The organism is Candidatus Thiodiazotropha sp. AKAK2 (assembly GCF_058244685.1).
Map to the genome: position 1 here is coordinate 35,164 of NZ_JBSYOP010000034.1, position 20,458 is coordinate 55,621.

18 protein-coding genes are annotated in these 20,458 nt (G+C 55.8%); 6 read left to right on the top strand and 12 right to left on the bottom strand.

What is annotated here, in order from left to right; all coding sequences use genetic code 11:
* The first annotated feature begins 146 nt into the window (after positions 1 to 146).
* Entirely contained in the window at positions 147 to 1,004 is an 858-nt protein-coding gene (locus AC4IE8_RS17080; RefSeq protein ID WP_490791529.1) for an HDOD domain-containing protein, read from the top strand.
* A gap of 31 nt (positions 1,005 to 1,035) precedes the next feature.
* Here AC4IE8_RS17080 and AC4IE8_RS17085 read toward each other — a convergent pair whose 3' ends face one another.
* The 4 genes from AC4IE8_RS17085 to AC4IE8_RS17100 all read right to left on the bottom strand — a co-directional run bounded on the left by AC4IE8_RS17085 (position 1,036) and on the right by AC4IE8_RS17100 (position 4,552).
* A complete protein-coding gene (locus AC4IE8_RS17085; RefSeq protein ID WP_490791530.1) occupies positions 1,036 to 1,353 on the bottom strand; it encodes a DUF4124 domain-containing protein in 318 nt (105 codons plus the stop codon).
* Between the two features lie 153 nt (positions 1,354 to 1,506).
* On the bottom strand, positions 1,507 to 2,238 hold the full coding sequence (locus tag AC4IE8_RS17090; protein ID WP_068987572.1) for a general secretion pathway protein GspB: 732 nt from the start codon (positions 2,236 to 2,238) through the stop codon (positions 1,507 to 1,509).
* Between the two features lies 1 nt (position 2,239).
* The gene (locus tag AC4IE8_RS17095; protein WP_068987571.1) at positions 2,240 to 4,123 is read right to left on the bottom strand and encodes an ExeA family protein; all 1,884 of its coding nucleotides are present in this window, start codon (positions 4,121 to 4,123) and stop codon (positions 2,240 to 2,242) included.
* Between the two features lie 15 nt (positions 4,124 to 4,138).
* Positions 4,139 to 4,552 (bottom strand): tetratricopeptide repeat protein, encoded by a 414-nt coding sequence (locus tag AC4IE8_RS17100; protein ID WP_490791531.1) that lies wholly within the window; start codon positions 4,550 to 4,552, stop codon positions 4,139 to 4,141.
* A 373-nt stretch (positions 4,553 to 4,925) separates the two neighbouring features.
* Between AC4IE8_RS17100 and AC4IE8_RS17105 the strand changes: the two genes are divergently transcribed.
* The 4 genes from AC4IE8_RS17105 to AC4IE8_RS17120 all read left to right on the top strand — a co-directional run bounded on the left by AC4IE8_RS17105 (position 4,926) and on the right by AC4IE8_RS17120 (position 10,081).
* The gene (locus AC4IE8_RS17105; RefSeq protein ID WP_490791532.1) at positions 4,926 to 5,819 is read left to right on the top strand and encodes a sulfurtransferase; all 894 of its coding nucleotides are present in this window, start codon (positions 4,926 to 4,928) and stop codon (positions 5,817 to 5,819) included.
* 47 nt (positions 5,820 to 5,866) lie between these two features.
* The gene (locus tag AC4IE8_RS17110) at positions 5,867 to 8,254 is read left to right on the top strand and encodes a DUF255 domain-containing protein (protein WP_083225866.1); all 2,388 of its coding nucleotides are present in this window, start codon (positions 5,867 to 5,869) and stop codon (positions 8,252 to 8,254) included.
* 115 nt (positions 8,255 to 8,369) lie between these two features.
* Positions 8,370 to 9,422 (top strand): hypothetical protein, encoded by a 1,053-nt coding sequence (locus AC4IE8_RS17115; protein ID WP_068987568.1) that lies wholly within the window; start codon positions 8,370 to 8,372, stop codon positions 9,420 to 9,422.
* 83 nt (positions 9,423 to 9,505) lie between these two features.
* Positions 9,506 to 10,081 (top strand): SH3 domain-containing protein, encoded by a 576-nt coding sequence (locus AC4IE8_RS17120; protein ID WP_490791533.1) that lies wholly within the window; start codon positions 9,506 to 9,508, stop codon positions 10,079 to 10,081.
* Positions 10,082 to 10,107: 26 nt separating this feature from the next.
* On the opposite strand, the gene AC4IE8_RS17125 is transcribed toward AC4IE8_RS17120, so the two are convergent.
* Positions 10,108 to 11,424 (bottom strand): hypothetical protein, encoded by a 1,317-nt coding sequence (locus tag AC4IE8_RS17125; protein WP_068987566.1) that lies wholly within the window; start codon positions 11,422 to 11,424, stop codon positions 10,108 to 10,110.
* Between the two features lie 172 nt (positions 11,425 to 11,596).
* On the opposite strand from AC4IE8_RS17125, the gene AC4IE8_RS17130 reads away from it, so the two are divergent.
* Positions 11,597 to 13,165 carry a BCCT family transporter gene (locus tag AC4IE8_RS17130; protein WP_068987565.1) on the top strand — a complete coding sequence of 523 codons (1,569 nt, stop codon included), beginning with the start codon at positions 11,597 to 11,599 and terminating at the stop codon, positions 13,163 to 13,165.
* 54 nt (positions 13,166 to 13,219) lie between these two features.
* Here AC4IE8_RS17130 and asnB read toward each other — a convergent pair whose 3' ends face one another.
* The 7 genes from asnB to AC4IE8_RS17165 are packed head-to-tail and all read right to left on the bottom strand — an operon-like array spanning position 13,220 to position 20,307.
* On the bottom strand, positions 13,220 to 15,238 hold the full coding sequence (asnB, locus tag AC4IE8_RS17135) for an asparagine synthase (glutamine-hydrolyzing) (RefSeq protein WP_490791534.1): 2,019 nt from the start codon (positions 15,236 to 15,238) through the stop codon (positions 13,220 to 13,222).
* 12 nt (positions 15,239 to 15,250) lie between these two features.
* On the bottom strand, positions 15,251 to 16,309 hold the full coding sequence (locus AC4IE8_RS17140; protein WP_490791535.1) for an aspartate/ornithine carbamoyltransferase family protein: 1,059 nt from the start codon (positions 16,307 to 16,309) through the stop codon (positions 15,251 to 15,253).
* Positions 16,306 to 16,428, bottom strand: coding sequence for a hypothetical protein (locus AC4IE8_RS17145; protein WP_490791536.1), 123 nt, complete (start codon positions 16,426 to 16,428; stop codon positions 16,306 to 16,308). The genes AC4IE8_RS17140 and AC4IE8_RS17145 overlap by 4 nt, the downstream gene beginning before the upstream one ends.
* 10 nt (positions 16,429 to 16,438) lie before the next feature.
* Positions 16,439 to 17,878: a sodium:solute symporter family protein gene (locus AC4IE8_RS17150; protein ID WP_068987562.1), complete on the bottom strand. Its 1,440-nt coding sequence runs from the start codon at positions 17,876 to 17,878 to the stop codon at positions 16,439 to 16,441.
* On the bottom strand, positions 17,875 to 18,609 hold the full coding sequence (locus tag AC4IE8_RS17155; protein WP_068987561.1) for a cysteine hydrolase family protein: 735 nt from the start codon (positions 18,607 to 18,609) through the stop codon (positions 17,875 to 17,877). Before AC4IE8_RS17155 ends, AC4IE8_RS17150 begins: the two co-directional genes overlap by 4 nt.
* Positions 18,606 to 19,859: a Zn-dependent hydrolase gene (locus AC4IE8_RS17160; protein WP_068987560.1), complete on the bottom strand. Its 1,254-nt coding sequence runs from the start codon at positions 19,857 to 19,859 to the stop codon at positions 18,606 to 18,608. The genes AC4IE8_RS17155 and AC4IE8_RS17160 overlap by 4 nt, the downstream gene beginning before the upstream one ends.
* Before the next feature lie 4 nt (positions 19,860 to 19,863).
* Positions 19,864 to 20,307, bottom strand: a complete 444-nt coding sequence (locus AC4IE8_RS17165; RefSeq protein WP_490791537.1) for a fibronectin type III domain-containing protein — start codon at positions 20,305 to 20,307, stop codon at positions 19,864 to 19,866.
* Positions 20,308 to 20,458: the final 151 nt, after the last annotated feature.

Below are 20,458 nucleotides of genomic sequence, written 5' to 3' on the forward strand. Positions count from 1 at the left end.
GGCGGACCAATTTGAACCATTGTTGGTATAATGGGTTCGACGCCTCAGGAGAAATACAGCTGGCGTCAAATTTTCATGACTGAACAGATCCTTCTGATTCTACCCACAGGAACCGAGGTTGAGCACTATCTGTTCACGAGGTACCTATGTCGACACTGTGGGAAAAAATCACCCGGGACTGCAAGCTCATCACCTTGCCTGATGTCTATATCCGGCTAAAGGATATCATCGACACGCCGGAATATCGCCTGGACGATGTCGCCGATACCATCCGCAGCGACCCGGCCCTGACCACCCGCGTTCTGAAACTGATCAACAGCCCCTACTTTGGCCTGGCGAGTAAGATCGAAACCGTATTTCGCGCAGTCTCCCTGCTCGGGACACAACAGATTCATGATCTTACCCTGGCCACCTGCATCTCAGAATCGCTACATGAGCCGGCTGACATCGAGTTTGACATGCAGGATTACTGGCGACGCAGTATCTTCTGTGGCCTGGTTGCCCAAGGCATTGCCAGACGCATGGGCCTGATAGACAGTGAACGACTGTTTGTCTGCGGCCTGCTGTTCGACCTGGGTCACCTGATCATGCATCAGAGCATACCAGAAGAGACCCGGCAGGCGTTCCAGCAATCTCGACAACACTCCCAACCGCTGGTGGAAGTGGAACGAGAGCTGATCGGTCTGGATTATGCACGGGTCGGCGCCACCCTGATGCGCCAATGGAGCTTCCCCCTTTGTCTCATCGAGACCACAGAATTTCATACCGAGCCACTACGCGCCAAACACCACCCGACGGAGACCGCAATGGTTCATATCGCGGTGATGATAAGCGAGGCCCTGATGGGGAATGGCAAGCTAGGTGAAGGTCTGAACACGCCTCACCCAGCGGCGCTGGAGAAAACCGGTCTGGATCTGGCGACCTGTCACTCAATCGCAGAAGAGGTTCGACCCGGGATTGAGCATATCCTGAATACGATCTATCCACTGAAAAAAGCTTCCTAGGGCCCGTTAACAAGAACCCACTAGGCTTTCGTCAACGCTTAAGCGGGCAGGTACTCCGGGTATTCGGTCGTTTGCTGATTGTTTTAACCACACGCTTTTTTCGTGGCTTGGACTTCGGCTTGCGCGTTTTCTTCGGGGTGAGAGAGACTTTTGGCGCTTTGCGCATCTCCATGGTGGAGAAAGTGCTGGTATCGATGGGTGCCCGCTGACTGCCCTTCGGCGGTGGAGATTGGCTGTAGTGCACCTTGCCGTTCTCGTCAACCCATTTGTAGATCACAGCCTGGGCATTGAGCGGTAACAGTAGCAGCAACAGATAAGCTGCTGTCATACCTATGTTTCGTTCCTTCATCCTGCGTTCCTTGGGCCTAGCCATAAAACGATTCAGTGAAACACCAATATACCCTAAACACCGAACAACAGGCCACACCACAGCCCCTGGCTCATCGGCCCGACTCTACCGTCTGTCCGGAGAAGCGCTGATTTCCCGCATCGCAGGCCCTGGTTAGAGATTTCCCAGGGGGAAAATAAACCGTTCCCCCATATGTTCCATAATCACCCCTTCGGGCAGTATCTCGATCAATAAAGGACCTTCTGCCAGATAGTCTCCCTCCCGGTACTTCTCCATGTTGACCAGCACATAGCGTTTCAGCGGGCGAGGATCGTAACTGTGAATATCAATATTCATCTCCGGCAGGTTGGATACAAATCCACCCGGCATATCGTGCAGTGGTATGGCCCTCGGCGGCGGTGGTTTCGGCGCTGGCGGCGGCGGGGCCTGGACCGGTTTTGCCGTCACCACGGGCTGGGGAGTCGGTTGCCTGGGCATATCGACAGTTTGAGCCGCTTGGGTCATCGGGTCTACAGGCGGTGCCTGTGTCTCCACTGGCGCCGCCTCGGGTTGCGGCTGTACGGTGGTTGCACCCTGACCGGCGCTTACCGGCCTGACAGTAAGCTCCCCCGGAGGACGCATTGGCTCGGTGACCGGAGCGGCTTTAGCGGCCGACTCGGGTGTCGCCTTGGCCTGAGGTTGGGGATCCGGCTGGGATCTGTTCTGGATACCACCCAGGTAGAGACCGATCGCCAAAATGGCCAACCCCAACAGCGACAGCAGCCCCCACCTCAGACGGCTGCCACCCGGACTCTGCTGCTCCGAGGCTTGCGCTGAAATACCCGGCACCTTGCCCAGTTTATGCTGCCGTTCCGCCTTTTTCAGGGCTTCTAGAATCAGCGACATATCAACGCGCCCCGCTAACCGGATTGGCGGCAAGGGTCGGGGTGCTCGCGGGTAACTGCAGATTATTCAGATAGACCTGGGTCTGTTGGCCCGCCACACCATCTGCATCGAGACCGTTTTGACGTTGAAATGCCTCCAGCCGGGACTTGAGAGCCGTGTCAAAGCGATCCAGCCCTTCTACCAGGGCCAGCTCTCCGCCATCCACAAGACTGAGACGACTCCGTAACCAGGTGACCGCCTCTCCCGTGGAGCCCTGACCGATCAATGCCAGCCCGGCATGGGGTTTCCATAGCATGACAAACCCTCCCCGCCAGAAACGCTTGAGTTGATCCAGCTTGACCACACCCTGGGACTCACCGGTATCGACCAACAACCACTCACCATCCACATGGGTAAGGAACAACAGGCGCTCCTGACCATCCTGTTTCAGGCGAATCAGCAGGGGACGATTCAAGCGCAGCAGAGTTTTCCAGTCGGCAAACTCACTCAAGCAGCGTAATCCATACTCCGGAGCCTGTTGGCAGGGATGGGATGCGGTATTCAGATTGATCGAGGCATCCCACACCTGAAACAGCTTCTGGTAACTGCTGAAGCTGTTCTGTGGCTGTTTGAAGAGCCTCCCCAACTCGATCTCTCTGGGTGGACTTGAACGCTTATCTTCGATATCCGGGCTGGCGGCAATCTCAGCCTTTCCCTCATCAGTTTCAGGGCCTCCGATCTCCGGCGGCTCTGCCAGAGGGGGCTGGGGCAACACTTCTGGCTGCTCGACTGATGGCGGTTGTAACAGCTCAGCGGGCTGGTCCACCAGACTGGATTGGGAGTCGTCAACCGGTGTCTCGGATTGTTGTGGTGGCTCGACCTCAGCCTGAGGAGTCAAGTCTCGGCTTTGGGGCGATTTACCGATCTCTTCCGCGGGTCGCTCCTCAACCGCTTTCGGTGTTTGAGGCTCTGATTTTACGCTCACATCCACACTGCGGCTCAGCTGGCTATCGAACCAGTACCAACCACCCCCAACGGCCAATAGCAACAGCAGACCGGCCGCTATACCGAGCTTCAGGCCATGATTGCGTTTCGCCTTGCGCCCCTTGACCTCTTTAGCGGACCGCCAGACCATGCGGGCGTCGATTCGTTGTTTGCCGCTGGTATAGATCGCCAGCAGCGCCCGCTCGCAGATGGTATTGATCAGCCGGGGTATGCCTCGCGAGTAGTGATGCAACAGCCATAGAGCGGTTGGAGTGAACAGGTCCTCCCGCTCACCGGCGACCGCCAGGCGGTGACTGATATAGGCCCGGGTCTCCGCCTGGTTCAAGGGTGATAGATGATAACGGGCCGTGATCCGCTGATCGACCTGCCTCAACTCTTTGCGGTCGAGGATCTGCAACAGTTCCGGCTGGCCAACCAGAATGATGCGCAACAGCTTATGTTGGGATGTCTCCAGATTGGTCAGCAAGCGAACCTGCTCAAGTACTCGCGGGCTCAGGTTTTGTGCTTCATCCACCACCAGCACGGTGTGTTTACCGGCACTGTGGATTTCCAGCAGATGCTTGGCCAGCCGATCGCTGAGATGTTTCAGAGAGTATGGGGGCCCTTCGTATGAGATACCGAGTTCATCGCAGATGGTTGCCAAAAACTCTCTTCTCGATAAACGGGGATTGAGAATCAGGGCAACTTCCACATCTTCAAGTTGCTGGGCCAGCAGGCTTCTCAGCAGCAGGGTTTTGCCGGTACCGACCTCTCCCGTCAGCAATACGAATCCACCATTCGGACCGGCACCATAGATCAAATGGGCAAGACTCTCCTCATGCCCCCGACTCAGGTAGAGATAACGGGGATCCGGGGTGATGGCAAACGGGTTTTCCTTGAATCCAAAATCGCTGAATTTCATGGTCTTGTAAGCGGATCAATCACAGCCGTCTTCCGCTTCATCCTCATTCTCCTCGGCTATCTTGGTCGCCAGTTCCAGCCACTTAATGGCCTCGGTCTCACTGCGTTCCACCCATTGACCGGCAAGATAGATCTGACCCAGTTCATTGGCAGCCAGATAGTAGTAGCCATCCTCTGCAGCCTGTTTCAGCCATTTGACGCCCTGCTGGGTATTCTGCTCTACCCCGTGACCATGCAGATAGAGCATGCCGAGCTGGAACTGGGCTTCCACATGGTCCCGCTTTGCCAGCCGTTTGAATGTCCGGTAGGCGGCAGTGTAATCGGCACTTGTCAGTGCAGTCATCCCATCAGCGTAGTCATCCGCAGTCACTCCGGCAGAGAGCAACAACATCGACCAGGCCAAGAGCAGCTTAATTATCGTAGTTTTCATGATCACACTATTCTGACACAGGGCCCCGTGATTACCAGAGGGGCAGAATGTTTTTTCGCAATCGGTTTGGCGTCAGAATGCGGCCTTGAATACAAACTTTGTATGAAACCACCCCGTCAATCAACCAAATCAAGCTAGCGGGTTGATTGCGAGAATTATTCAACATAACAGGCTGACTGATCATGATACAGGGAGTAAAAAGCTGCGGACGCAACTTTATCCGAGGAAACCGATCACATAATTATTGACCCGGCGACTCTGCATGTCGCGTTAAACAATCTCTATACACTAAAGCGGAGATCAGGCAAGCCTTATGGTGTAATCTCCTGCCGATAACCAACACCATAGTGAAAACTCGATATCAAGGTGCCCTATGTACAGATTTGCTTTCATCCTGATTCTTCTCATTAACGCCCTCCCCCTCTCGGCCCAACCGCTGGTATCGGTCGAGTGGCTGGAACAGAATAAAAGTAGCGCCGACCTGGTGCTGCTCGATCTGCAGAGCAACCAGAACTACCTACGGTTTCATATCCCGGGATCCGTAAACACCGAGTACGGTGATTGGCGGACGGAAAAAAAGGGGCAGCCGAAGCTACTGCCACCGGTTCCCATCATGGAGAAGCTGATCGGCTCCCTGGGAATTAACAACAAAACCCATGTGGTGCTTATCCCGCTCGGCGCCAGCGCCGGCGACATGGCGGTGGCATCCCGGGTCTACTGGAGTTTCAAGGTCCTGGGACACGATAAGGTCTCAATCCTCGATGGCGGCCTGATCGCCTATGCGGAGACCCGAAAATACCCCCTGGAGAAAGGCAATCATCAGCTCAAGCCTGCCACTTTCAAGGCAAATTACCGAGCGGAGATGAATCCGGATGCCAAGGCGGTTAAACAGGCCATCAACTCCGGCGCCTTGGCGGTGGATAACCGCACCCGCGCGGAATACCTCGGCATCTACAAGGGTGGCGCCAAGGAGCGTCCCGGCAGTCTGCCCGGCGCGGTCAATCTCAACTACGACTGGCTGACCGTCAACGGCAGCGGCAAGCTGCACAGCTTGGAAAACCTGAAGCAGATCTACAATGCCGGTAACGTGCCCCTGCAAGGTGCACAGATCAACTATTGCCATACCGGCAATCGCGCTGCACTGGCTTGGTTCGTCTCCCATGAACTGCTCGGCAACAGCCAGGCCAGACTTTATGACGGCTCCACCCAGGAGTGGGCGGCAGATTCAGGTCTGCCGATGGATCGACAGGTCCACCTGAACTTCTGAACCTGACTGAAATAGAGACCGTAAAGCTGCAAGGGTGAGAGCTGCCGATGCCAAGAGTTCTATTGATTGTTATCAGCCTGCTGGTTCTGCAACCGGCAGGCCATGCGGATGAGACCCTACATCTGGAGAGATCCGAGTCTATGGCAGAGAAACTCTATCAGGCCTATCTGGACAAAGGCATTGGCTACCGCCCCCGCACCGAGCATTTCAATGCGGATGGCACCCCCAGCTACATCAATCGGCTGATCCTGGAGGATTCTCCCTATCTGCTGCAGCATGCGCATAACCCGGTCGACTGGCACCCCTGGTCCGAGGCGGCCTTTAAAAAGGCCAGACAGGAGAACAAGCCGATCTTTCTCTCCATCGGCTATTCAACCTGTCACTGGTGCCATGTGATGGAACGGGAGAGTTTCGAAAGCCTGCCGATCGCCGCCCTGCTGAACCGGGACTACATCGCCATCAAGGTGGACCGGGAGAGCCACCCCGATGTGGATGAGGTCTATATGACTGCCGTGATGCTGATGACCGGTCACGGGGGCTGGCCCATGTCCAGCTTCCTCACCCCCGAGGGAAAACCTTTCTATGGCGGTACCTACTACACCCCAGAACAGTTCACCTCGCTGCTTGAGCAGGTGAATAAGCTCTGGAAAGCTCAGCCTGACGATGTGATTGCTCAGGCAGAAAAAGTGGCGGATGCAGTCGCCGAGAGCAACCGCCTGAGAGGCGAGGCAAAGGCACTTGATGAGGGGGTCATAACCCAAGCAGTAAAGAGCATCCAAAACACCTTCGACGAGATCCAGGGTGGCTTCGGACAGGCACCGAAATTTCCCAGAGAGCCCTGGCTCTATCTGTTACTCGACCAAGCACAACGCCATCGGGATCAAGCGGCCCTGCAGATGTTGACAGTGACTTTGGACCATATGGGACGTGGCGGCATCTACGACCAGGTGGCGGGCGGTTTCCATCGCTACTCCACCGACTATGAGTGGCTGGTGCCCCACTTCGAAAAGATGCTCTACAACCAGGCCCATCTCAGCCGTATCTACCTGGGCGCCTGGCGCATCACCGGCAGAGAGGAGTTTCGCCGGATCGCCACCCAGACCCTCGACTATGTATTGCGTGAGATGACGGCACCGGACGGGGGATTCTACTCCGCAACCGATGCTGACAGCGAAGGTGAAGAGGGTCTGTTTTTCACCTGGACCCAGGATGAACTGAACACCGCTCTCAGCAAGCAGCAGGCGGGCCTGGCAATCGCCCTCTACGGAGTTACCCCGTCCGGTAACTTCGAAGGTCGCAATATCCTCCACCTGCCGCAAACGCTTGCCGAGTTTGCCAATGAGAAAAAACTCTCATTGACCGATCTGCTCACGCAACTGGAAAACATCAACCAAATACTGCTGGAAACCCGCAACAAACGCATCCCACCCTTGAGAGATGACAAGATAGTCACCTCATGGAACGGCATGATGATCACCGCTTTTGCCCAGGCTGCTGATCTGCTGGATAACAGCCGCTATCGGGATGCCGCCCTTAAGGCTGCCGAGTTTCTCTGGCAGCAGAACCGCTACAAAGCCGGCCACCTGTGGCGGGTTCATCTGAATGGCCAGTCCTCCATCCCGGCTACCCAGGAGGACTACGCCTATCTTTCAGAGAGCTTTCTCTACCTCTATGACCTGACCGGCAAGCAACACTGGCTGGAGCGCGCCAAAGAGCTTGCCGGAGCCATGACCGGGCGCTTTCTCGATCAGCAGCAGGGTGGCTTCTTCATGAATGAGGCCGACAGCAGCATCACCGGCATGGGGCGCCCCAAGGATGAGGGCTCAGACAACGCCATCCCGTCAGGCAGTTCTGTCGCCATACACAGCCTGCAGCGACTCTGGCAACGTAGCGGTGAACTGGAATACCGCAACCAGACCGATGCCCTGATATCCCGCTTTGCCCCGGCCCTAGAAGCGACTCCGATCAGCTATGGATACCTGTTGAGTGCCGTGGCCGATCACCGGCATGGGGAACTCGGCTCGAGGGCCTATGCCGGACAGGGTGGTATCCGCATTCAAGCCAACACCAGCCAGGCGGCAGAGCAAACCCTGCTGAACCTGAAGATCCACATTCCGGACGGCTGGCACATCAACTCCAATCAACCCACCGGCAAGGATCTGATTGCGACCCGCATGACCTTGGCAGAGCAGGTCAAAGGCTGGCAGATGGGGCCGGTAACCTACCCCAAGGGAACGCAAGAGAAACTTGCGTTCCAGCAACAGCCACTGTCTGTCTATGGGGGAAACATCAGCTTACAAACTCTGCTGAAACAGCTCGATAAATATCAGCCCGATCCAACAACACTACCGGTTGAGTTACAGCTTCAGGCGTGTAACGACCAGGTCTGCCTGCCACCGGAAACCGTGACACTCTGGGTGGACCTTAACCAGTAAGCCGAACGATTGTCTGGCGCTAACAGGCCTAGGGTAATCCCCAGTGCCCAAGCCAGGGTGGAGCTCATAGAATAGAACTTCTGTAAATCAAGGAACTGAGATACTGGAGTTATCCATGAACGGATCAGCAACCACATTTGGCACCAGTCAGTCACGCTCACCAAACCCTCTGTTCGGGGCGCCCCATACTCTACTCAGCTCACCGGTTCGAAGTAACCAGGCTGTAGCGCAGGAGGTTGCCAATCTGTTCAGGCAGGGCAGACAGGGAGAAGCGGTTGCCCTTTTAAACAACCAGAAACAGGGCCAACCTCCCGCTGTTCAGCAGGCACTCGACCGGATGGTCAGCGCGGAGCTCCAGTACTCGATTTCACCAAACAGTGCACACAACAGCCTGGACCTGTTGGCCAGCCCTGCAGAGATCGGCACTGCCATCAGACAGATCAATGAAGCCGGCAACCAGCCACCCGAGATGCCGGACACATCAACACTCTCTGATCAGCAGAAGTTTGATGTCTACGCCAGTATTGTGCAGACCCGCGGCGATCAGGCCGCACAGGATGACCTGGCCAACGGCAACTCTGTCATCGTCGGCTTACGCACTGAGACCGGCACCTTGGAAAACAGTGGCCAGGGTGTTTACGATGACCGTATCGCCGTCATCTCCAGAGAGGCCAATGGCGCCGTTCATGTAGCGGAGTTCAATCAGGTTTCAACCGAGCCCACGGCACAATACGATGCCAATCTGGCCAATCATCCTGACAATCGGTTCAGACGTTCGGTCGGAGAGGATGTCACCGGTGACGGTATCCGTGACCAGGGCAGACTGGCCACACCACAGACCATTCAGATGTATGAAGATACCCACCGCAATCCAGCCTCGGCCGGCGGCAGTGACTTTGCACTGAGACCAACACAGGAGGCGGTAAACCGGGGACAAGGCGGGGTTGAGCGTTTCACCGCCGCAACCGGTTATGTGGACAACAGCAACCCGGCCGCCACCGATGACCTGAACCGTACATTCAAGATACACTCTGGCAGCCGATCCAATACCGATTCGGCTGGCTGTACAACCGTGCACCCCAACGATTATGTTCGCTTTGAAGAGAGCATCAGAACCAATCCGGGGCAGACCACCTGGAATTATCTGCTCACCGAGGTCTCACCATAATTAACAACAGACCATTCAGTAGAACCACTGTCCTGCTCTTCTGCCTCGCTCTCGCTTCATTGAGTTCTGCACAAGAGGTCTGGGTGCCCACCACTGAAACCGAGTGCCGGATTGAGGGCTGGTCGAAGGAGACCGATCAGCATGGCCTGCAAGTACACGCATCCGCTGAATTAGATGCCCAGGTGGTCGGCACACTGCCCGCCTATGTGATCAATTTCGATAGCCACAACTTTGGCATCGAGTTCCAGATCATCGGCTCACAGCAGGGCTGGCTGAAGATCCGTGGTGCGAAAGATGATCCGAACCGCAGCAAGCTGCCGTTGAGAGCCACTTATCCGGGCATCGGCTGGATACCCGGCAAGCAGGTGGCATTCATGGTGCAATCCGGTAGCGGTCATCAGCACCCTGATGCCGGAAGTCCTAAGCTGCTCGACCTGAAAGGCGACTGGCTGACCTCCATGGGCCGAGTCGAGCAAGTGATCGCCTGCTCTGGTGAATGGGCCCTGCTGGACTACTCACTTGGCAAACAGCGCAATCCGCAGACCCTGGCACTGAAAAGACTGACTGAGACGGAGCGACAAACCACACAGGGGCGCGCCTGGTTTCGGGGCATTTGCGCAAACCAGGAAACCACCTGTGAATTCAGCTGGCCGCAATAATAAAAAACTGATTGCCTCTGATATGCCTAAAAATAGTAACCCAGATTGATATTCAGTCGCTGTTCCGACTCTCCACTGTCAGTACCCATACTGCCACCTATAAAAGGCTGATTTTCAGCTGTAACGAAATCGATATAGGTATAGAGTCCACCAGCGGAAACCGCTACACCGAGCACATTCATCCAAGTATCATCCAGGCCTGCTGATTTATTGGTGATCAGAGAAAAATCATTATAGAAAGTCAGATTGGTGATTGCCCCCCATGCAACAGGGAGACTGTACGCCAGATTTGCTGTATAGCTATCCGCTTCGGCAGGGATAGTGTCAAAAAAACTGTAGGCTCCTACCGCCATCAGGTCGGCGCCGCCATCAACATCGTATTCATATGAAGTGGCCTGCAATTGCAGATTCCAGGGTCCGTAGTCTCCAACAAGATGCACGGCATAAGCGCTATGATTACCCGCTTTGTCGTTACCATCGTGCAACAGGCCATACTGTCCTGAAACTCCAACTTCGAGATCCACCCCTTCCAATGGACTCAGCTGATAAGCGACGCGGGCATTCAAGGTATTGTTTTCAGCGACGGCATTGACCGGCTCAGCATAGGTTCCTTCACCGGGTGTGCGAAAACCCACCACATCATAGGAGTAGCGATCCTCACGGTTATCGACAAAGCCGTCGACACCACCCTGCTCGTCGTTGAAGTAGAAGCCGAAGCGGAGATCCCAAGGTCCCTCCTGATGCAGGTACTTAACACCGGCATCATAGTCATCTTCAAGACCGACATAGTAGTTGGAACTGAAGAAAAAGTTATGTGAGTTATAGGGTAAAACACCAAACGGCACTTTTTGGATGCCGGCCTGCGCCTGCGCATCCTCATCAACCTGATAACCTACCCAGGCGTGATGTACTGCATTCATGTATTGAAACCATCGCCACTCCGCCGACAGCAATACGCCACCCATCTGACCGTCCAAATTCAACCTGAAGATATCAAAGTCGAAATCACCACCTCGATCCCGATTACCTTCCCTGTATCGTTCATTGCTGTACTGCAGTCGTACGGCACCGCCAACCTTGATGCCCTCATTTACCGAGGTTTGTGAAGCTTCAGCCTCCTCCGCTTCATCCATCTGCGCTTCAACTGTCGATTCATCAGCTTCTGTTGCTACCTGATCGCTTTGAATTTGTTGCTCAAGTTGCTCGATACGCTGCTGCATCTGACGGATCTCTTTCAGCAGCAGTTCACTCTCCTTCTCGTCGGCGTAAAGAGCGCTAGGACCGCACAGTAAAACAACGGCGGATAAAAGGGAGCGGAAGGGAGTCGCCTGGGTAATCAGCATCGGCATTTCCTTAGTGTTCTTACTATTAATTATGGAATTCAGACTGATCTGAGCTTATACGAAAAGCGCATACAAAATAATTAGTCACTGAGAAATTGCCAATATCATAACGCTTGCAATCACCCAGTTAAACGAGCATATTATTTAGTACACTAAACTTAGTATACTCATTATGTCAAACTCCCCGATAAACGACACCTACACCACGGATTACGAGGTCGGCCAGGACAATCTGAAAATGTTCGGCATGGACATGCATAATCCGGTGTTCTTCATCAGCGCCGTCCTGATTCTGCTGTTTGTGATCGGCACACTGGTATTTCCCGCCGAAGCGAAATCGATGCTTGATGGGACCAAAGCCTGGTCTATCCATGCTTTTGACTGGCTGTTCATCTGGGGCGCCAATTTTTTTGTGCTGTTCTGTCTTTTTCTGGTATTTCTTCCGGTCGGTAAAATCAGAATAGGCGGCGAAACCGCTACCCCAGACTACTCAACACTCTCCTGGTTTGCCATGCTGTTTGCGGCCGGTATGGGGATAGGATTGATGTTCTGGAGTGTTGCCGAACCGGTGGCCTACTACACCAACTGGTATGGCACACCGCTCAATGTTGCCGCCAACACCCCTGAGGCTGCCCGAACTGCGATGGGCGCCACCATGTTCCACTGGGGACTCCACCCCTGGGCCATCTATGCGGTTGTTGCCCTGTCACTGGCTTTTTTCGCCTACAACAAAGGCATGCCGCTGACCATCCGTTCAGCGTTCTACCCTATCCTGGGCGAATCCTGTTGGGGCTGGCCTGGACACATTATCGATCTGCTGGCGGTATTGGCCACCATTTTCGGCCTGGCCACCTCGTTAGGCCTGGGGGCACAGCAAGCCGCCGGTGGACTCAACCATTTGTTCGATATTCCGAATGCGATCAACACCCAGATCGCCATCATCATCGGCGTGACCAGCATTGCCATATTTTCCGTCGTGAGAGGCATCGATGGGGGCGTAAAACTGTTGAGTAATGTGAATATGGCGCTGGCCGCATTCCTGTTGCTGTTTGTCCTCATACTGGGCCAGGGATTTGGATTCTTTGGCCAGATAGCATCAACCGCATCAGCCTACTTTGAAAACCTGCTGCCCCTCAGTAACTCCTTCGGACGGGAAGACAGTGACTGGTTTCACGGCTGGACGGTCTTCTATTGGGCCTGGTGGATCTCCTGGTCACCCTTTGTCGGCATGTTTATCGCCCGCATCTCCAGAGGACGCACGGTCAGGGAGTTCATCATCGCGGTGTTACTGGTCCCTACCCTGGTGACCCTGATCTGGATGACCGCCTTCGGTGGCACCGGCCTGAATCAGGCAATCAACGGTGTTGGCCAACTGGCGAACGGCATTTCCGATGTCTCCCTGGCCATGTTCCATATGCTGGAAAACCTGCCGATGTCATCGATCACCTCATTCCTTGGTATTACCCTGGTATTGATCTTCTTCGTCACCTCGTCAGACTCCGGATCTCTGGTAATCGACAGCATCACTTCAGGCGGCAAGGTGGATGCTCCGGTACCTCAGCGGATATTCTGGGCCACGCTGGAGGGCGTGATTGCCGGCACACTCCTGTATGGTGGCGGCGCAGAAGCGTTGAAGGCCTTGCAGGCTGGCGCAATCAGCGTCGGTCTACCATTCACCCTGGTGCTGCTGCTGATGTGCGTCAGCCTCTATAAGGGTCTGGCTGAAGAACAGAGGCGCTGAGCTCGACCACTCCAATCCCATTTTTCTTGAGGAGCCAGCCAGGCACCTCAAACCCTACATGGAGGCCTCAACACGCCAGCCAAGCTGCTCTGCCTTGGCTTTGGCCTGTGCCGGTACATCAGTTGCCACAAAGTGACGATGCAGCACCTGCACGCCAAGCATATGGTTGATGATCGCATCCAGCTTGTTCTGGGTGGCCGCCGTTAACTGCTTGTCGTCATGCAGATCGAACAGCGCTTTTACCCCTTCCGCTGACAACAGGCCCGCATCGGCAATGGCAGCCGGATTCAGATACTCATCCGCCAATCCCCGCATCGCGGCCCACTTCTTCGGATCGGTGTGGGCAGGCGGCGCCATGAAGGCAAACTTCTCCCGCTTGTAAAGCACCTCGGGCAACAACCCTTTCATCGCTTCGCGCAATACATACTTTTCCGTCTTGCCCTTGATGCGCAGGGAGGGAGGTAGCTGTGCCGCCAATTCCGCCAGATGATGATCGAGAAAGGCGGGACGGGCCTCCATGGAGTTGGCCATATCGACCCGGTCTCCACCCCAGGTGAGGATCTGCCCTTCAAGCATGGTCTTGATCCAGACATACTGGGCCTTATCCAGGGGATGGCGTCCCGCGAGACTCTCGCCATCCAGCTGTTGTGCAATGGCCTGCCCCGGATCGTAGTCGGTCAGTTGAGCGTTCAGCTCTGTAGAGAGCAGTCCCGGCACCCGGGTAGCGGAAGCCAGCCAGGGCTGCAGACAGCTCGGGGTGAATCCGACCTTCTCCTCCAGCGCCTGATGACGAACTTCATCTTCTGCCAGCATTGCCCCCTTAAAAAGCTTGTTCTGCTCCGCCAGCAGCTTCTCCCACTCGGCACGCTCCTCGGCGGAGAGATGATCCAGACCGTGCAGAAACATATCCCGGCGGAAGGCGGGATAGCCACCGAACAACTCATCGGAACCCTCGCCGGTCAGCACCACCTTGTAGTCGACGCTCTGCACATGCCGGCTCATCAACAGTTTTGCCACCCCCAGGGTGTTGTAGATGGTCCGCTCGGTGTGCCACAGAGTCTCGACAAAATTATCATAAAGATGAGAGGCATCCAGCATCATCACATCCTGATCCGCACCGGTGCTTTCGGCCATCTCCCGGGCGATCGGGGATTCGTCATAGTCCTTGTTGTCAAAACCGATGGTGAAGGCCTTCACCGGGCTCTGCCTGGCTGCTGCAGCCAATCCGAGAATCGAACAGGAGTCGATACCACCGGAGAGATAACAGCCCACCGGCACGTCCGCCTCCAGACGCAGCTGCACCGCTTCCAGCAGCTTGGCGCGAACCGCTTCGATCCACTCACCCTCATCATACTCCGAGGGTCTTTCACCCTCTTCAGGAAAGGGCATATCCCAATATTTCCGCTGCGAAATATGCAGGCGCCCATCCTTTCGCTCAACCACCAACTGATGCCCAGGGGGTACCTGATGAATGTTCTTGAAGGCGGTGGAACCTGGCACGATGGTCTGCATCAATTGATGGTAGACACCGGCCGGATCAAACTTTCGCTGTACTTCGGGATGGGCGAACAGCACTTTCAGTTCCGACCCGAACACCAGCACCCCGTCCGCTTCAGCCCAGTAGAGCGGCTTGATACCAAAGCGATCGCGCACCAACATCAGTCGATCGGCCGGTTTATCGTAGAGAGCGAAGGCGAACTCACCCCGCAGATGGGGCAGCATCCCCTCCAGCCCGAGACGTGGATAGAGATGCATGATCATCTCTGAATCGCTTTTGGTCTGAAACCGGTCCCCTCGGGCAGTGAGATCTGCGCGGATGCGTTGGTAATCGTAGAGCTCACCATTCTTGGTCAGCATCAGCCGCCCATCGGCACTCTCGAACGGCTGCCGCCCGCGACTCTCATCCAGGTCCACAATGGAGAGCCTGGCATGACTGAACCCCACTCCCGGCATGCGTCTTACGCCGAAGCCATCCGGGCCTCGATGGTGTTGAATGGCCGCCATCGCCACCAGGGTTTCAGGGTCGACAGGTCGATCCCGGTCCGCATAGATAAATCCTGCAATACCACACATATCTTTTTTACTTCAGCTATAACTTTTCAACAACACGGAGAGCAGCGCCATGCGCACGAAAACCGCACCACGAGCCTGGGCGAAATACCAATTGTAGGGGGTGTCATCCAGACTGCGATCAAGCTCCTCCCCCCGGGCCAGAGGATGCATCACAACAGCACCGGGCTTGAACGGCGAGTCGGCATCGAGTCGATAGATCCGGCCATGCTCCTCATAACCATCCGATACCCAGGCGATGGCATTCAGATAGACCACATCCAGCTGCGGCAGCACCTCGTTCAAATCAGGTGTAATACGAATATTCAGCCCCGCCCCGCTCAACTCCTGATACTGCCCCTCGGAGAAGGGATCCTTATCCTCACTGACAATCACCAGCTCATCGATGCCTTCTGAAAACAGCGAAAGGAACAGCAACAGGCTACGGATGGTACGCATCCTACCCGGCACACCAATAATGCCGATACGGACTTTTTCAGAGGTCTTCATGCGAGTCGGATCAACCAGCTGAGGCACCGCTTTAAGCATCGTGTAGACATCCGCCATCGCCTGGGTCGGATGCTCATCAGTACCATTACCGCCATTGACAATCGGAATACGCAACGCCTCAAGCATCTCATAGACGGCCCGCTCGTCACTGTCCCGCAGCACCACCATATCCCCATAGTGGTTGAGCATCTCCCCCACATCATAGAGTGACTCACCTTTAGCAATACCGGTGGTTGCCGGGTCGGTGATCGACATGATGTCCCCACCCAGACGATGCCAGGCACTCTCAAACGAGAGCCGGGTGCGGGTACTCGGCTCATAGAAGGCAGAGATCAGAATCTTGCCGGTCAGGGGACGGGTGATACGTTGGGGCTCGGTCTCATATTTTGCAGCCAGACGGCAGAGTTGCACGAGCTGATCACGGCTAAACTGACGGGCTGAGATCACGGGCCGATGGGCCAGTTCAAGCAAAGGCACCAGATCTTCCACCAGCCGGTCCATCAGGAATCTGGGCCGCTCAAAACCCTGTACATCCAGCGCCGGCTCCTCCAGCGGCTTGGTCAATTGAGCATCAATATCGTTCACCACAGGGTTCCTCCTTTTTTATCCCGGAACCAGAGCAACAACAGAATGACCGGTGCGGCGGCCACCATCGCTGTTGCAGATATAATCAGCAGATTGAGTATTTCAGGAGGGATAATCATCGCTCGTACACTAGGCCTCCCTGGCAGGTGTCGGTGTTGGATCGAGCATCTGCCAATCAAAGCTACGTGGCGCCAGCCAGGTAGTTAGCAACACCAGGGTCATGGAAACTGCAGCTGCCACCAGAGCCGCCACATAGAAACCGATCATGAAATAACTCAGCAGCCCGACCAGGGTACCCAGCGCCATCGCCAGGGTGGCGCCCATCGGGTTGATGCTGCGCCAGTAAAGACCGGCGGCCACCGGCCAGATGGTGCTGGCGACAAAGGCACCGGTGAAATAGAGCAGCTCGGCCAGCGTGGTGATACGTGGCCAACAGAGCAGCCAGGTCACCAGACCCAGACCGAGGGTTATCCAGCGGGCCGCCTTGACCAACTCCTCTTCCCCGGCCTGAGGCCGCAGATGCCCTCTATAGAGATCGGTCAATACCAGGTCAGAAGTGGCCGCCAGTAGTGAGTCAAGACTTGAGGCCAGGGCGGAAAAGACCACGATGAAGACCAGCACCGCGCCACCGGCACCCAGTAACTCGCCAGCCACCAGGGGGCCGACCATGTCCGCCGTCGGAACATTGATATTCAGGGCAGGCACGGTCAGGGCGAGGAACCCGGCTACGATCGGCACCGGCGTCCAGAACAGACCGGCGATCAGGTAGGCTTTGAAACCGACGCCCTCACGAAAGGCAAATGCCCGGCTCCACCAGACGTTGGAGTGAAATATCTCGCCGACACCAAATAGAAGATTGTTGAACAGGAACATGATGGCGGCAGGAAACAGCAGATTGAGCAGCTCCGGCCGTTCCATCAACACCTGCTCATGCATGGTATCCACCCCGACCTTGGAAATCGCCAGCACCGCCAGAATGACAATACCGGTCAGGATAATCAGCGACTGCAGAAAATCGGTACCGATAACCGCACGCAAACCACCCAACAGGGTATAGCTGACGCACACCGCGACAATCACTGACATACCGATGTGGTAGTCGATACCGGTGAGGGCGTTGATCAAGACCCCACCAGCCATTCCCAGGCTGATCAACCAACCGAAGGCATAGAAGAGGGAGATCACCAGGAACACCCGCCAGGCCAGATTGCCATAGCGCAGCCGGATGAAATCACCACTGGTGAAACCCTGAGGCATCAGCTCCCGAATCCGTTTCGCCAACGGCGCAAACAGAATCAGACCAATTGAGCCCAATGAGTATCCGACCATACCCCAGATCCCCATCTGAAAGGCAAGCTGGGGAGCCGCCATGGTGGTGTTACTGGTCACCCAGGTGGCCATGGCAGTCGCGGTTCCCAGGGCCAGACCGACCTTGCGGCCAGCCAGCATAAATCCATCCAACCCCTGGGCGCGCCGACCCAGCCACCAGCCCAGCCAGATCCAGACGACACTGAACAGAGCCAGTATCAGCCAGCCAAGATCCGCACTGAGTACCGGATCAGAGTTCAAAGGAATACCCCTTCAATCTCCGAGAGAGCCTCTTCGGTATTCATCAACCGGGCATAGCGGTCCTTCATGGTGGTGTCCGTGGCCTGTTGCAACTCAGGGGTCACCGTGGCGATGCCATCGGAGATCAGGGTGACATAAAATCCGAGATCGCAGGCGTCTCTCACCGCGGTACTGACGCACTCGTTGGAGTAAACACCGACAACGAACAATCCGGTAATACCCAGATTGCGCAGTACATATTCCAGGTTGGTCGAGGTAAAAACCCCGGATGCGGTCTTATCGATGATGATCTCATCCCCATGAGGTGCAATCATCGGCAGAAACTCCGCCTCTTTGGAGCCTGGTGGCGCATGCAGATTGAGGCGCTTGTGTCCTGGCCCCCGATCCCGCCCATCCTGGGTCAGTGACTGGATTCTGGTATGCACCACCTCCAGGCGGTTGGCGCGAAAGGCATCCTGCAGACGCCGTACATTGGGCAACACCAGACTTTCCAGACGATCGAAATAGTAGGCCTGGGATTCCGGTGGCAGACCGGATGAGTCTGCATCGGCGAAGACGCCATATCCGGGCGCGGCATCAAGATACTGCATATCGATGCACAACAGCGCGGTGTTGTGTCTTTGCAGCGAGTGGGTACGACCCGCCGCTTCAGCGATCTTTTCCCGGTAAGTATCCCGAAGCGGATCGACATTCATATAAGGATCTGGTTGTTTTTCTTCTTGATCACTCATGGTGACTCCTCATTGGCAAGTTCATAGAGTGTGTTCAGCAGCACATTGGCGCCGGCTTGGATGTCGTTCCACGAGGTCCACTCCGCCGCTGAATGGCTGCGCCCATCCTTACTTGGTACAAAAATCATGCCGGTTCTGGTGATCCGCGCCAGCTGCTGGGTGTCATGGGCAGCGCCACTGGGGAGTTGATGGTGGCTGTAGGCAAAGGCCTGAGCCGTGGATTCAATCAGTGCCCGGATACGTGGATCACAGCTAACCGGCGCCAGCTCACTTACCACCTTGAAGTCGAACATCAGGCCACGACGCCGGGCGATGGCTGACAAAGTACGCCGAAACGCATCGCTCAGGTCATACAGGATCGACTCTTCCAGGTCGCGAAATTCGAGGGCAAAACGGACCTCACCAGGCACCACGTTAGCCGCCCCGGGCAACAGCTCGACACGACCGATGGTGGCGACACTCTGGGGACCACCATGCTCCTCCAGAATCCGGTCGATCTCCACGGAGAATTCCGCCAGCCCCTGAAAGGCATCACTGCGCATCAGCATCGGCGTGGTACCTGCATGATTGGCGACTCCGGTCAGACGCACATCCCAGCGCTTCAGGCCGCAGATACCTTCTACCACACCGATCGAACTACCCAATTCATCGAGTACCGGCCCCTGTTCGATATGCAGCTCAACAAAGGCGTGCAGGCTCTCCGGTGATCTGGCGGCGGAAAGTGCCTCACTGGCATCCAGCCCCTGAGCGGCCATCGCCTCGGCCAAACCCACCCCTGAAAGATCCCGGGCAGCATGAATCCACTGAGGGGAGATATCACCACACAGGGCCTGGGAACCGAACATGCCACTGAAACGCCCCTCCTCGTCGGAAAAAGCCACCAGCTCCAAGGGCCGTTTCAGGCTGACCCCCTGCTCTTTCATCGATCGCAACGCTTCCAGACCACAAAGCACCCCGAGGGCACCATCCAGATGTCCGGCGCCGGGCACCGTATCGATGTGCGAACCGACCATCACGCTGGGCTTTTCAGGATCCCACGCCAGACGACCAAACAGGTTCGCCGCCCCATCCTGATGCAACTCGAGCCCAGCCTGAACGATACGCTCCCGCAACCAGCTCCGGGCCTGCATATCACCATCGGAAAAGGCCATCCGGTAGATGCCCTGATCATCCGCCCGACCGATGGCAGCCAGCGCCTCCACATCGGATTTAAGGCGTGGAAAATCGATTTGCAGCGGCTTGGGTTCCATGAGTCTATTGCTGTCGCCTTGCACCGAGGATGATCAACCAGAGGGTCGCCACAAACACCAGCGCGCCCACAGCAAAGAAACCCACTGCCTTGGCAAGGGTATGGTGCTCCACAAGCAGGCTTGCCGGCTCGCTCCAGGGTGAAATTGCACCATCTTGATGCACGATGCGGGCACGGAAGTGATAAGATCCATCACTCAATCCGGTCAATACAGTCGACCGGTCACTGCCCTGATAGAGAGGGGTTACATTGACAAAGCTGTTATCCAGGCTTGATTCAACTTCAACGCGGGCGCCTTGCGGAATATCCCAGCTCAGTGTGGCCTTGCCATCGGTACTCTGTACCGGTGCTAGGGAGAGGCTCGGCGCACCGATTGCCGATAGAGAAAAATGGCAGAGAAACAGACAGATAAGGATCTGTCCGGAGAGATATCTTCCTGCATTACACATAGAACTGGATGCCCGCACAACCACTTCTCGTGTCAGGCGTAAGATCCTTATATTCAGCTAACTATGATTAGTATTCTAAACATTTTAACCATAAAAATCCCGTTATTATCTGTAAACCCTGCAAAAACACAGGTAACAAATACTTAACATT